Origin of the sequence: Pseudalkalibacillus hwajinpoensis, from assembly GCF_015234585.1 — a bacterium.
In the GTDB taxonomy this organism is placed as follows: Bacteria; Bacillota; Bacilli; order Bacillales; family Guptibacillaceae; genus Guptibacillus; species Guptibacillus hwajinpoensis_B.
The window spans coordinates 1,039,661-1,052,757 of sequence record NZ_JADFCM010000008.1; the positions used below are offsets into that span (position 1 = coordinate 1,039,661).

The 13,097-nt window shown below is 40.0% G+C and carries 17 protein-coding genes; 12 read left to right on the forward strand and 5 right to left on the reverse strand.

Translation table 11 applies throughout. From position 1 onward, the window contains the following. Nucleotides 1–3 precede the first annotated feature (3 nt). Nucleotides 4–807, reverse strand: a complete 804-nt coding sequence (locus IQ283_RS17100; protein ID WP_194221312.1) for an ATP-grasp domain-containing protein — start codon at nt 805–807, stop codon at nt 4–6. 300 nt (nt 808–1,107) lie between these two features. On the opposite strand from IQ283_RS17100, the gene IQ283_RS17105 reads away from it, so the two are divergent. After that, nucleotides 1,108–1,548, forward strand: coding sequence for a YlbF family regulator (locus IQ283_RS17105; protein ID WP_194221313.1), 441 nt, complete (start codon nt 1,108–1,110; stop codon nt 1,546–1,548). Nucleotides 1,549–1,570: 22 nt separating this feature from the next. Here the strand turns inward: IQ283_RS17105 and IQ283_RS17110 are convergent, their stop codons facing one another. After that, entirely contained in the window at nt 1,571–1,891 is a 321-nt protein-coding gene (locus IQ283_RS17110; protein ID WP_194221314.1) for a hypothetical protein, read from the reverse strand. 115 nt (nt 1,892–2,006) lie between these two features. Between IQ283_RS17110 and IQ283_RS17115 the strand changes: the two genes are divergently transcribed. Together IQ283_RS17115 and IQ283_RS17120 are read left to right on the forward strand one after the other, a co-directional pair. Then, the gene (locus tag IQ283_RS17115; RefSeq protein ID WP_098443273.1) at nt 2,007–2,282 is read left to right on the forward strand and encodes a YlbG family protein; all 276 of its coding nucleotides are present in this window, start codon (nt 2,007–2,009) and stop codon (nt 2,280–2,282) included. Nucleotides 2,283–2,533: 251 nt separating this feature from the next. Next, nucleotides 2,534–3,763 carry an MFS transporter gene (locus IQ283_RS17120; protein ID WP_194221315.1) on the forward strand — a complete coding sequence of 410 codons (1,230 nt, stop codon included), beginning with the start codon at nt 2,534–2,536 and terminating at the stop codon, nt 3,761–3,763. A 44-nt stretch (nt 3,764–3,807) separates the two neighbouring features. Here IQ283_RS17120 and IQ283_RS17125 read toward each other — a convergent pair whose 3' ends face one another. Continuing rightward, nucleotides 3,808–4,194 carry a DUF7147 family protein gene (locus IQ283_RS17125; RefSeq protein ID WP_194221316.1) on the reverse strand — a complete coding sequence of 129 codons (387 nt, stop codon included), beginning with the start codon at nt 4,192–4,194 and terminating at the stop codon, nt 3,808–3,810. A 114-nt stretch (nt 4,195–4,308) separates the two neighbouring features. Between IQ283_RS17125 and IQ283_RS17130 the strand changes: the two genes are divergently transcribed. The 3 genes from IQ283_RS17130 (at nt 4,309) to coaD (ending at nt 6,007) form a co-directional block, all read left to right on the forward strand. After that, nucleotides 4,309–4,629: a hypothetical protein gene (locus IQ283_RS17130; protein WP_194221317.1), complete on the forward strand. Its 321-nt coding sequence runs from the start codon at nt 4,309–4,311 to the stop codon at nt 4,627–4,629. A gap of 293 nt (nt 4,630–4,922) precedes the next feature. Next, nucleotides 4,923–5,510 carry a 16S rRNA (guanine(966)-N(2))-methyltransferase RsmD gene (rsmD, locus tag IQ283_RS17135; protein WP_276511842.1) on the forward strand — a complete coding sequence of 196 codons (588 nt, stop codon included), beginning with the start codon at nt 4,923–4,925 and terminating at the stop codon, nt 5,508–5,510. Between the two features lie 2 nt (nt 5,511–5,512). Beyond that, on the forward strand, nt 5,513–6,007 hold the full coding sequence (gene coaD / locus IQ283_RS17140) for a pantetheine-phosphate adenylyltransferase (protein ID WP_194221319.1): 495 nt from the start codon (nt 5,513–5,515) through the stop codon (nt 6,005–6,007). A gap of 14 nt (nt 6,008–6,021) precedes the next feature. Here the strand turns inward: coaD and ylbJ are convergent, their stop codons facing one another. Beyond that, nucleotides 6,022–7,251, reverse strand: coding sequence for a sporulation integral membrane protein YlbJ (gene ylbJ, locus IQ283_RS17145; protein ID WP_194221320.1), 1,230 nt, complete (start codon nt 7,249–7,251; stop codon nt 6,022–6,024). 137 nt (nt 7,252–7,388) lie between these two features. On the opposite strand from ylbJ, the gene IQ283_RS17150 reads away from it, so the two are divergent. Continuing rightward, entirely contained in the window at nt 7,389–8,177 is a 789-nt protein-coding gene (locus IQ283_RS17150; protein ID WP_194221321.1) for a patatin-like phospholipase family protein, read from the forward strand. Then, on the forward strand, nt 8,174–9,202 hold the full coding sequence (locus IQ283_RS17155; RefSeq protein WP_194221322.1) for a SepM family pheromone-processing serine protease: 1,029 nt from the start codon (nt 8,174–8,176) through the stop codon (nt 9,200–9,202). Before IQ283_RS17150 ends, IQ283_RS17155 begins: the two co-directional genes overlap by 4 nt. A 57-nt stretch (nt 9,203–9,259) precedes the next feature. Here the strand turns inward: IQ283_RS17155 and IQ283_RS17160 are convergent, their stop codons facing one another. After that, the gene (locus IQ283_RS17160; protein WP_194221323.1) at nt 9,260–10,477 is read right to left on the reverse strand and encodes a nucleotidyltransferase; all 1,218 of its coding nucleotides are present in this window, start codon (nt 10,475–10,477) and stop codon (nt 9,260–9,262) included. Between the two features lie 186 nt (nt 10,478–10,663). Here IQ283_RS17160 and IQ283_RS17165 point away from each other — a divergent pair, with 186 nt between their 5' ends. The 4 genes from IQ283_RS17165 (at nt 10,664) to IQ283_RS17180 (ending at nt 13,080) form a co-directional block, all read left to right on the forward strand. Then, nucleotides 10,664–11,200 (forward strand): YceD family protein, encoded by a 537-nt coding sequence (locus IQ283_RS17165; protein WP_194221324.1) that lies wholly within the window; start codon nt 10,664–10,666, stop codon nt 11,198–11,200. A gap of 46 nt (nt 11,201–11,246) precedes the next feature. Then, nucleotides 11,247–11,420, forward strand: coding sequence for a 50S ribosomal protein L32 (gene rpmF, locus IQ283_RS17170; protein WP_048309912.1), 174 nt, complete (start codon nt 11,247–11,249; stop codon nt 11,418–11,420). A gap of 134 nt (nt 11,421–11,554) precedes the next feature. After that, nucleotides 11,555–12,325, forward strand: coding sequence for an enoyl-CoA hydratase/isomerase family protein (locus tag IQ283_RS17175; RefSeq protein ID WP_194221325.1), 771 nt, complete (start codon nt 11,555–11,557; stop codon nt 12,323–12,325). Nucleotides 12,326–12,516: 191 nt separating this feature from the next. Further along, complete coding sequence (locus IQ283_RS17180; RefSeq protein WP_194221326.1) at nt 12,517–13,080, forward strand: RsfA family transcriptional regulator; 564 nt, start codon at nt 12,517–12,519, stop codon at nt 13,078–13,080. The last annotated feature ends 17 nt before the right edge of the window (nt 13,081–13,097 follow it).

Sequence of the window (13,097 nt, forward strand, 5' to 3'; positions counted from 1 at the left end):
TGTTTAGGAGATTTGCTTGAAAGGTGTTGTCGGCGGTACGATAGGTGGAAACTGCTCCTGTAAATATTGAAATATCAAGTTCTCTACATGGATACCCTGTTGAACAAGCGCCTGATTCCCAAACAAACAATTGAATTCAAGAAAGTAGTACTTTCCGTTTGCATACACAACGTCAAATCCTGCGTGGTTAATTCCGAGGGCTTTGGCTGTTCGATCAACGAGCTCGAGTGCTTCGTCAGGAATTTGATGGAAAGACAGCTTTCCTCCCTGAGCCACGTTATTAAGAAATGACTCTCCTCCAACACGCCAATAAGCCGATACAACTGTATTACCTACATAAACAACACGGAGGTCTTTTTCTATTGGTAAATATTCTTGCACATAAAGAACGTCGTTACGCTCTGCATAAGTTAGAAATTCTTCTTCGGAACGGATAAGGAACACGCCATTTCCCATAGAACTGCGTACTTCCTTTGCAACGAAAGGGAAGGGGAATGTATTTAAAATACGTTCAATTGTGTCTTTGGAACGACCTGCTATTTCGGTGTAAGGCATTAGATCTGGTGAAAGTGACCAGAATGCTCTCGTCATTTCCACTTTATCAAATCCAAGTTGAATGGATTGGATGGATGGAAAGATATTTTTGTTTAGACCATAAACAAGAGAATTAACCTGCCATTTTTCTGGAAATAACAACACATCTGCTCTTCTAATTTCATCAATTTCTTTGAACATATGATCGGGTTTAACATAAGAAATACCTGACATGCCTAGCGTACGAAACGGATTGAACGTAATAAGTTTCACAGTTTTCTTTTTCTTCCTCTCTAAAATAACCATGTTAGCTTATATTGTTGAATTCTCGATTATTGGCATTTTGGAGTGCGAATAAATATTCTCGAACCGTTAAAAAAGGCCGTACATACGCCAATAATGAAGGGAGCCACAATCTAACATAGCTAATATGAAAACACATAAATCTAGAAAATTATAGAGCTTACACCAAAAAAAGTCAATAACCAAATCGTGGATATTCACTTTACTAATATAGTAGAGGACTGGTCAGGAGGTTCCATGAAGTGGTAAGATAAATGTGGAGGTGTACGTATGATTGCTACTCTAGATAGTGTAATGATTTTAGACCAGGCCGAAGAGCTTGGATTTTTGATAAAAGATTCAGAAGTAGCTCATGAATATCATGAGGCAAAGAAGGAATTATCAAAGAATAGGGAAGCGCAGCGTTTGATTAAGCGTTTCACAGAAATGAAGGAACTTTATGATGAGGTTCAACGTTTCGGGCGTTATCATCCGGACTTTATGACGATTACTGTAAAAGTACGTGAAGCGAAGAGAGACATGGATCTTCACGAAGCGGTAGCGGCATTTAAGCAAGCGGAAACGGAGCTCGAAGGCCTTCTAGTAGAGGTTTGCTCTCTATTAGCTGGTGAAGTGTCTCCTTCAATCAAAGTTCCATCTGGAAATCCTTTCTTTGATAATCAATCATGTGGAGGAGGCTGCGGCTCAGGCGGCAGCTGTGGATGTGGATAACCAGAGCTTTTGCTCTGGTTTTTCAATTTCGGTAACGTATACAGTCAGGACATAAGTTTCCGCAGCAAAACATCTTTTCTTGTGGTACGAGAAAGCGCACTCGATAGACAAGAAGATTTCTTTCTTCTCGAACGAATGAATATTCCATTCTCAATTGCTTCCCTCTCATGCATTTTGCCGCCTCTAATTTAATCAAGGTTTCAATCTCAGCTTTTATGATATCCGAATTTACTGTAAGATAAAGAAAGGGAATACCTGTGATTGTTTTTTTTGAAACAGACTTTACGGTATTTGACGTGGCTAGTTGATTTAGAAATGGACTCCAAATTTCATCAAGGTTCATTGAAGAGCATCCTTTCATAAACGCAGTCTACTGTTATCCTAACTGAATCATAATAAAATGACCATCACTCTGTTCATCGAACGAGTAGATTTCATAAGTAAAGGGGAAGCGCGTCATGTTTGTAGAACGAGTTGGCCTGGCAGTCTATATTCAGTCATTGAAGCATGCCAAGCAGTTAAGAAGGTTTGGAAATGTTCACTACGTTTCCTCAAAACAAAAGTATGTCGTGATTTATATTAATCTCGATCAATTGGAAACAACGAAAGAGCGCTTGAACTCTCTCCATTTTGTAAAGCGAGTGGAGCCTTCCAAACGTCCTGAGGTGCAGACGGAATATCAAAATGCAAAGCCTGATAAAGCAAAGCAATATGATTACAAGATGGGACTCTAAAAAGCCAATCCTAAAGGATGGCTTTTTTATTTTGGGTCATCACAGCGCGACCTTTCACTTGAAAAGCCAAAAACCAAGCATCGGTACATAAGCTATGCCTCTACCTTTAGAAATCTCCGTTCGTACACCTTGCGCTTTATGGAAAAACTCATCTTTACCGTACCCTCATCGTAATAAAGAAAATCTAGTTTAAATGGTTGATTATTTCGAACCCCGAAGGATATAATGGTCGGATTAAAGGAAGTGACAAAATGGATAATTGGAAACGTAATGTCTGGATTTTGTTTGCTAGTCAATTTTTAGTTCTTGGTGCTATGACAATGATTATGCCGTTTCTACCTTTGTACGTTCAGGAACTTGGTGTAGAAGGAGAAAGTCAAATTAGTCTTTGGTCAGGTGTTATTTTTGGTGCGAATTTTTTAACTGCCTTTTTATTTTCACCATTCTGGGGACGTATGGCAGATCGACATGGACGGAAGCTTATGCTACTTCGTTCAGGCTTCGGTATGGCTGTCGTGATTATTTTAACCGGATTTGCCACAGGTCCCTGGTCTTTACTTGGCTTACGTTTGTTAAATGGAGTTGTTTCAGGATTTATACCTGCCGCTATTGCACTAGTAGCGACAAACACACCGAAGGAACACGTCGGATACGCACTCGGCACTTTAAATTCTGGAGCTGTAGCTGGTGCTATTTGTGGTCCGTTATTTGGTGGGTTAATGGCTGAAACGCTAGGATTTCGAATGATTTTTAATATTACGGGTGTTGTGATTTTGCTGGCGGCATTCGTTGTGTTGTTTCTTGTTAAAGAAGAGACAAAACCAGAACCATCAGCAAAAAAGGAAAAAAGTAATGCGATTAAAGATTTCAAGAAAGTAACTGTTCATTCACCGATGTTATCGTTAATGTTAGTAGGTTTTCTCGTGCAGTTCGCGCTTCTTGGAATGAATCCACTTATTCCACTCTTTGTACAACAGCTTACTTCAGGGGGAAATGTGGCTTTATTTGCAGGGATCGCTGCTTCTGTTATGGGTATTGCCAATATGTTAGCTTCTCCTAAACTCGGAAAAGTGGGAGATCGAAAGGGTTCACACCATGTTCTTTATTATTCATTAATAGGAGCGGCGATTTTCTCTATTCCGCAGGCCTTTGTTCAGGAGCTGTGGCAATTAATAGTTCTGCGCTTTTTGTTAGGGTTGTGTATTGGAGGATTACTGCCTTCTGTAAATTCACTAGTGAAAACACTGTCACCTGCCGGAATGGAAAGTAGAACGTATAGCTTTTCTAATAGTGCCGTCTATTTGGGTAATTTGCTTGGCCCAGTAACTGGAGGAGCGATTGTAGCGGTTGTTGGGACAAGAGGGCTCTTTTTATTTGCAGGTATTATATTATTGATAAGTGTAGCCTATGTGAAAAGAAGAGTACTTCCAATTCTTGATCGGAAACAAGCGATATATGAAGCCAAAGAAATAACATCTTAACGTACAAAAGCAGGGGTCATTGGCCCCTGCTTTTGTTAATGAAATTATTGAAGTGGGGGAATCAGGTTATTTAAACGAAGAATACCAATGATGTAATTAAAGTATAGATCCTTCTCATTAAACTCACTTGAAGGCTTAATTTCCATTGGTATGATCGAAACGTCCAATTCCTTGCTTAGGTCTTCGAAGAGCTTTAAACGTTGCACAGAAGGCTCTTTAGAAGGGATTCCTTCTAAAGATATGTACAATGGCTGAAGGTTACCTTCTCCGGCCGGATTTAAAACGACGACAGGCGATACGACTTGGCGGTCATTTTTGAGTGTTTTTAGTAATAACAAACGGTGAACACGATGGGAATTGGTTCTTGCAAGTTCAACTAATTCATAAATATCAGAATAGCCTTCTCCTAGTTCAATAAAGCGTTGAATCATAATGTTGTTCTCCTTTCAGTCACTTCAGAAATCCATTCATAATGTAGCATGAATTCATTATGATGGAAAGGATAAAGCGTTTGCATTAGAATGATAAGAAAGGAGGTTAACTCTATGGTCTCGATTCTGCTTCTAGTTAGTTTAGTAGGGGGCTTGCTCTATTTATACTGGAAAGGACGAAATGCTAGAGAGGAAACCATCGATAAAAAATTGATTCAAGGGCTTATTATTGCGGATATCTTAGCAGCTCTAGTTTTACACGGTGTTATTACAGCTGCAGAGGCTGAACTGCTTTCTGATCAATCACTATCTGACGTTGAAGATTATTTGTTTAGTCACACTAGCATTAATGAAGGAACTTTTGGAGAATGGATTCAGCATGATTGGGATGGCATTCAGGCGATCGATATGCCCCTTGATTTAGATCCTGGATAAGAAAGGTCTTTCTTTTTAGTTGATCGAGCAAAAGAGAGTAAATATCACTTCATAAAAAAACCCGCAGGAAATCCTGCGGGTGCCTTAAGCTGTGAAGCCAAGGCAAATGGGAGAGGAGAAACCGGAGGAAGAACTTATGGGGAAACGTAAGTCTTTCTCCGCGGTTGGCAGCACCATTTCGTATGAACGATGCTACTACGTTTAGTATCACCATCACCTTTTCGTTTATACATTGATTTTAGCTTTCCCTTTTTTTGTGGTAGGATAAGTAGGAATATGGAAAGGATAAGGTTGTGAGAGAGATGCGTATAATTGCAGGAGATTGTAAAGGAAGGCATATCAAGCCTGTTCCAGGAACCTCTACAAGACCAACGACAGATAAAGTAAGAGAGTCGATTTTTAATATGATTGGCCCTTTTTTTGATGGCGGAATGGCGCTTGATTTATATGGAGGCAGTGGGGCGCTAGGAATTGAAGCGTTAAGCCGTGGGATTGAGAAATGTGTGTTTGTTGATCGCGAGAATAAAGCGATTGAAACCATTAAGTGGAACCTAGAACAAACGAAGTTTACGGAATCCGCGGAAGTTTTTCGAAATGATTCAAAGCGAGCGTTAAAAGCGCTTCAAAAAAGAGAAGTAGCTTTTTCACTTGTTCTTTTGGATCCTCCTTATCATAAAGAGCAAATTCTTCACGATCTTGAAAAGCTGACAGCGTATGATTTGTTAGAGGAAAATGCAACAATCGTTGTCGAACACAAGAAAGAAGTGACATTACCAGAAGAATTTGCGGGTTTGCGGATGATTCGTGAGGAAACGTATAGTGGTAAAACGACGATTTCAATTTATACATATGAACAGTCGGGTGTTGAGAAGGAGGAATAGTCATGGGAAAAATTGCAGTGTGTCCAGGCAGTTTTGACCCGGTGACATTTGGTCATCTGGATATTATTAAACGAGGCGCTAGAGTTTTTGACAACATTAAGATTGTTGTTTTAAATAATCAAAGCAAATCAACGCTGTTCTCAGTCGAAGAACGGGTCGAGCTATTGAAAGAAGCGACGAAAGACATTCCAAATGTAACAGTAGATTCGCATAACGGGCTATTAATTGAATATGCGAAACGCGTAGGAGCATCAACGATTTTACGCGGGCTGCGTGCCGTTTCAGATTTTGAATATGAAATGAAAATTGCTTCAATTAATCGCAAGCTTGAAGATGAAATTGAAACTTTCTTTATGATGACAAACAATCAATATTCATTCTTAAGCTCAAGTATTGTGAAAGAGATAGCAAAATACCACGCCCCTGTATCAGACCTTGTTCCTGAGATTGTTGAAAATGCCCTGAGAGAAAAGTATGGAGAATCCCCGTTAGGCTAACGGGGGTCTTTTTTCTACTTAAACCCCTTTCGCTTCGTTTGGTTAAATTGCTGTGTGAATAACACGATGAACGTTAGTAGGAAGAATAGTGTAATCCAGGGACCTGTTTGCTCAAGAAATGAGTAAACTGATTCAATGATGGACGGTGTATCTTCTCGATTCAAAACAGGAAGCGATCCATTTCCTGAAGATAAGTAGTTTAAATAGAGTGGTTTCCAGATGACGAGCGTTAGGAAAGCCGCGAAGAAGCCATGAAGTAATCTGGCGAAAAAAAAGGGCTTAAATCGAATATCGGTATCTGCCAAAATACTTGCAACCTGTGCTTGTACCGAAAGCCCGTTAAAAGCAAGAATGAAGCTCGTAATCATAGCCTGCGCAACTAAAGTAGCTGAACTTTCACTTGCGAGCTGGCTACCTAGTGTGATTTCAAACATTCCGGAAAGCAGAGGAACATCAAGCTCTGGTGGAAGCTGAAGGAGAATCAGGATAGACCTAAGTGCTCCAGCAAATAATGGTGCAAGACCAATGACGGAAAGCAGTTCATTTAATACTGAGAATAGAATGATAAACCCACCAACCATTAATAATGTTTTGATAGAAGAATGAACAGCGTCACCCATCATTTTACCGAATGGACGCTTGTCATTCATTCGTGTGTCGTGAAGTGCTGAGAAAGCTAAACTAAGTCTCGACTGATGTGATCGTATTGTAACAGTTGGATGGTGATCTTCCGGGTGATGAAAACGCATGACTAGTCCAACCATGATATTCCCGCCATAGTGAGCTGCAGCTAGAATAACGCCAAGTGCAGGATTATGGAAAAATCCAACCCCAACAGCAGCAAAGATAAAGAGCGGATTCGAACAGTTCGTAAATGAAACGAGCCGCTCGCCTTCGATGGCTGTAATGTCATTGTTTTGGCGAAGGTGTGCTGTGTATTTCGCTCCTGCAGGAAATCCTGAGGCAACTCCCATAGCAAAAACAAAGGCACCTGATCCTGGTACACGAAATAGTGGTCGCATCAAAGGTTCTAATAGAATTCCTATAAATCGCACAACCCCAATACCAATCAACAGTTCAGAAATAATAAAAAAGGGTAATAAAGAGGGGAATACAATATTCCACCACATTGATAATCCACTTTTGGAGGCTTGTAGAGTGTGTTCTGGAAATAAAATAACGGCGAGAGCAACGATCGTAACTGACGTTGCAAGCAATAATGTTTTCACTACTTGAACGTTCACAAGTACATTCCTCCCACTATTTGATCGTCTTAAGTCAATTCAAATATGCATCAAACCTGTCCGATAATTAAAATATACGTATGTGAGGCACAATTAGACCATATGATTAAGCAGGTATAGACAGGGAGGCGTTCTCAATGAACCGTCCTAAAATCGGATTAGCTCTCGGTTCTGGAGGAGCGAGGGGATTCGCTCATTTAGGGGTGTTAAAAGTACTTATTCAAGAAAAAATACCAATTGATTACATTGCAGGAAGCAGCATGGGCTCTTTAGTAGGGGCAATTTATGGATCGGGACACGATGTCAATACGATGGAGAAAATGGCATCGCTTTTTCGACGAAAATATTATTTGGATTTTACCGTACCAAAGATGGGGTTTATTGCAGGTAATAAAGTGAAGAGTTTAATTGAAACATTAACGCAGGGAAAGCAAATTGAGGATATGCATCCTCCACTTGCGATTGTGGCGACGGATATTATTAAAGGAGAGAAAGTAGTCTTTCGTTCTGGTCCTGTTGCACAGGCTGTTAGAGCCAGCATCGCTATTCCGGGAATTCTTGTCCCTGAAAAAATAGGTGATAGGCTTCTTGTTGATGGTGGTGTGATTGATCGTGTTCCCGTATCTGTAGCAAGAGAAATGGGGGCAGATCTTGTGATTGCTGTTGATGTTTCAAACGTAAAGAAAGAGCCTGATGTTACATCAATTATTGACGTGATTATGCAAAGCATTGATATTATGCAAAATGAAATGGTAAGGCTTCATGAAATTAATGCAGATGTCATGATTAAACCTGGCTTAGAATCATTTCAATCAAGAGCATTTACGAATGTGATGGATATTATTAAAATTGGAGAGGAAGAAGCCTACCGCCACCTTGATCAAATTCATCAGGCGGTGGAGGTGTGGAAGGAGAAAAATAAATGAACCGAGGCACAAAGAGATTCACCTATGTGTGGGCGATTATCATTGTATTGGTTGCTACCGTTACATTCATTGACCTCCCATATTATGTAACGACACCCGGAGAAGCAAGAGTGTTAGATGAAGTAATCAATGTTGAAGGTGGCTCACAAGATGGTGGAGAGTTTATGCTCACGACTGTCCGAGTCGGAGAAGCAAACTTAGTTCAGTATATATGGGCGCAATTTAATGAGTATCATGAATTGATCGCAGAAGACTTAATTAAGCGTGAAGGTGAATCGGACGATGAGTATCACCAAAGACAGCTTGATGTGATGGCTAATTCACAAACGAGTGCCACAATCGTTGCTTATGAAGCCGCAAAGAAAGAGATAAAAATCACGAAAAATGGTGTCCTAGTAACCGGTATAATAGAAGGCATGCCGGCAGATGGGAAGTTAGAACTTGGTGATTTGATTGTTGAGGTTGAAGGGAAAAGGATTGAGGAAACGGAACAGCTACTTGATGAACTAGGATCCTATGAGGAGTCAGATACGGTTAATATGACGATCAAAAGAGGCGATCAAGAAAAGCAGATAGAGCTAGGTTTCTCGAAATTCCCTAAAGCATATGGAACAGAGGATGATAAAGTTGGCGTTGGTATCACTGGTCCAGTAACAGCAACGTCAATTGAAACAGATCCCTCTATTAATATCAATACAGATGAAATTGGCGGACCATCAGCCGGGCTAATGTTCACGTTAGAAATTTACAATCAGTTAACCAAAGAAGATTGGACAAAAGGGTACGACATTGCCGGAACAGGTACGATTAATGAAAGTGGAGAGGTTGGACCTATCGGCGGGATTAAACAAAAAATCGTTGCAGCTGATGGATCTGGAGCTGAAATATTCTTCGCCCCAGTGGCTCACTCCAACTACGATGATGCCATGGAAGCGGCAGAAGATATCGATACAGATATGAAAATTGTCCCAGTCGAAACATTCCAGGATGCTATTGACTACTTAAAGCAATTAGACGTGAAGTAAAACGTGATCGTTGGATACTTATTAAAATCACCCTGCCATAATAGCAGGGTGATTTTTTTAATCGATCATAATTGGCACGGATTTATGCTCTTTTTGTAGAAACGCTTCTTGATGGAAACCTGAATAGCCAAGCGCATAAACTTGACTAGCGCGCCTCTCAACTGTAAGAAAAGGATGATCAAACTGGTTGATGTTCGATACAAGAGGAACGGGAAGAGAGTTTTTCCTTTCATTAAGGAATGATCTTCCAGCTTTCGTCATACCAAGAATTCGAACGTAAGGAGCAGCCTTGTTCTCCAAAGCAGGCAACATATCATTTTTACTTGTTTGTGTTAGAATATGGAGCGCTAAGCGTTGGATTCTTGTCCATGTATACCGTTTCGTTTTCACGAGTTCCATGAAGGATTGAAACGTTTGGGCTTGCTTCGCCATTGTAGCTAGACGATTCTCAAGTCCTTCCTCCGCTTCATAAATGGAGGAAAGGTGAACGTTACTAGAAGTAAGCAGCTTATAGCGAAGCAGATGATAAAGGTTATGCCATCCCTGAAAAGAATCATATGTCCGTTGATAGTTTGTTAATTCAAAATAAGTTGGTTCTGGCACGTAAGCCTGAATTTGATCAAGAGAACTCCCTTTAAATAATTCTCGTCGAATGCCAGTCGCACTTGCTATTCTTTTATCAACGAAGTCTTGATCATGGTAGCCTGCTTTTGTACGAAGTATCGTTAATGGTTCGATGAGGGCATTCTGTGCCTGTATGGCTTTCACATAATGGTAGCCTAATATATTGTTGGGCTGTGATAGGTCAAGAACGTGAGCGTGTCCTTCAAGGCTTTCAAAAGCTAGTGAAGAAGCTTTCGGATAGCTGTTACCTTGTCCCATATAATATTTAATGCGTTCGTTGTAGTCTTTCTCGTGCATTTCGATAAACGATGCAGTCTCTTGAAACTCTTCGATGTCTCCAGATTCACTTCCGAAACAAACGTAATCGACTCCGAGTGAATTTAAGATTGAGATAGCACCTTTCGCAAAAATTTCCGCTTTTTGGGTAGCATATACGTAAGGTAATTCTACTACAAGATCAATCCCGTTTTTTAATGCCATTTGTGTTCGTGTCCATTTATCAACGAGTGCTGGTTCTCCTCGCTGAAGAAAAGATCCGCTCATGACTGCAACGATTACATCAGCGTTGGCCGCTTTTTTTGTTTCATTTAAATGATGCAAATGTCCATTGTGAAAAGGGTTATATTCCACAATAACTCCAGCAGATGTCATTCGGCTGCTCCTCTCTGTCCGTTGTATAAGGGACGTACATTTTTATTAGTTGAATTCAAGGTTTTTCCTCTGGTATGATAAACATTATACCAAGATTAACGATGAAACAACTGGTGTAAAGAAAAAATATTGACATTTACGTATTTTGTAGCTATAATACTTTTGTTGCCTTGAGGTGATATACAGATGAAATGGTCAATTGAACAATTGAAGTCCTTTAAACTAAAAGGCCTTACAATTGACGAAGAAGTAAATGTAGAGGAACTGAAGGAACGTAATCCAGATATTCGTGAGATTACACCAGTTCATGTTACCGGAGAAACATCGTTTCATGGTAATAAGGTTACCTTTCATCTTACAGTGAAAGGCAAAATGGTTCTTCCATGTGCCAATACACTAGAGGATGTTGATTTTCCGTTCGTAATTCGCCCAATGGAGACATTTGTGCTTGAAGCAAACACAAGTGGCGTTGATTTTGAGGTGGAAGATGAAGAAATTCATCAAGTTTCGGGAAATACGGTTGACTTAGTTCCGTATATTAAGGAAAATATACTTTTGGAGATTCCGATTCGAGTTGTGAAATACAGCTCTGAATCTGATGAAATGCCAAAAAAATCCGGAAATGGATGGGAAGTCATTACGAAAGAACAACCGAAAGAAAAGGTTGATCCTCGTATGGCCGGTTTAGCTGATTTTTTCAACAAGGAAAATGAAGATAACTAAGCCTTACTTCCGTAAGATCAGTTAACTTTTTAAGGAGGTGGAAACAATGGCAGTACCAGCTAGAAGAACTTCTAAAACGCGTAAAAATAAGCGTCGTACTCATTATAAATTAGAAGTACCAGGAATGGTAAAATGCCCTAATTGCGGCGAATTCAAACTTTCTCACCGTGTTTGTAAAGAGTGTGGAAATTACAAAGGTGAAAACGTAGTAAGCAAGTAATCTTGCGAAGCAGAGAGAGAAATCTCTCTGCTTTTTTTTACGCTTTAATTATTCGATTATTTAAAAATATTTAACTACGAATAGTAAAAAGAATGAGCGCTCAATAATTTGAACTATATAAGGTGGGATGATGGATGGCGAGTGTAAGAGTGGAGAGTCGTAACGAAGCAGCAATTCTTACGATTAATCGCCCTGAGCAAAGAAATGCGATTAATTACGAGGTGATGGATCAATTAATGGCGGCAATTGATAAGGCGGAATCAGATCCAAATGTAAAATACCTCGTTGTAACCGGAAGCGGAGATAAGGTATTTTGTAGCGGTGGGGATGTAAAGGCTTTTAAGGAACTTTACACAGAAGAGCAGGCGTATACGATGCTTCGGAAAATGGGTGATGTGCTAGACCGCTTGTTTTTCTGTCAGAAACCAACTGTGGCTCTACTGAATGGTCATGCTGTTGGAGGTGGGCTTGAACTTGCTATTGCGTGTGACTTTCGGATAGCGAAAAAGAATATTCAAGTAGGTTTCATCCAGGGATCGATCGGGCTAACGACAGGCTGGGGCGGATCCACGTATGCTCTAACAAGAATGAATCATGGGGAAGCGATGAAAATGCTCATGAGTGCTGATCGCTATTCTGATCAAGAAGCCCTTGCAAATGGATGTCTTACATATGTAACCACACACGCTTCTTTTCAAGACGATGCTTATCAATACATAGAAAATCTGTTAAAGCGTTCTCCTTTGATCCTCTCTACTTATAAGTCTTATTGGTTAACTAGTCTAGATCAAAATCTGATTCGAGATAGAGTTGAGAAAGAAATAAGAAGCTGTGCGATTCTATGGGCGACCGAAGAGCACCATAAAGCTGTGGCAAAATTCTTGAATAAAAGTGGTAGTCGTTAACTCCGTAGTATCCTATGCCTTAAAGTTAACACAATTAGCTATCATAGCTCATTTTATAGATGTTTTAGCGATTGACTTAATCTGAAATTGATCAAATAGATAAGAAAATAGATTCTTTCATGAATAGAAGAGTCTACTACCTCTAGTAAATGCATAAGATGACTGTAAAACGGTTATTGGGGGGATTGCGCTTGGTACCAATTCGCCAGGATGCATGGTCAAAAGACGAAGATGTGTTGTTAGCCGAAGTCGTTTTACGTCATATAAGAGAATTCAGCACACAACTAGCTGCATTTGAGGAAGTAGGGAAAACACTTTCTCGAACGCCGGCTGCGTGCGGTTTCCGATGGAACTCCTTGATTCGAAAACAGTACGAAGCAGCGATAACTTTAGCGAAGAAACAGCGTAAGGAACAGAAAAAGAACCAATCACAGTCGAAACGTGAATCGGTAGAAGAGGATCGAAGCATTGATTTAATTGACGAAGCGATCAGTTTATTAATCACATCCAAAACGCACCTTGCCGAATCAAATCAACATGAAGCTTCGTTACAAGAAGCTATGGCCGAAAACCTGCAACTCAAACAGCATCTTCATCAACTAGAGAAAGAATATATGTCAGTACAGGAAGATTATCAATCTTTATTAGAGATCATGGAAAAAGCGAGAAAAATGGTTATTTTCCAAGAAGAAGATCAAGGGAATTTACGATTTCAGATGGATGCTAATGGGAATTTAGAGAAAATAAAGAAATAGGAGCAGCCGGGGCTGCT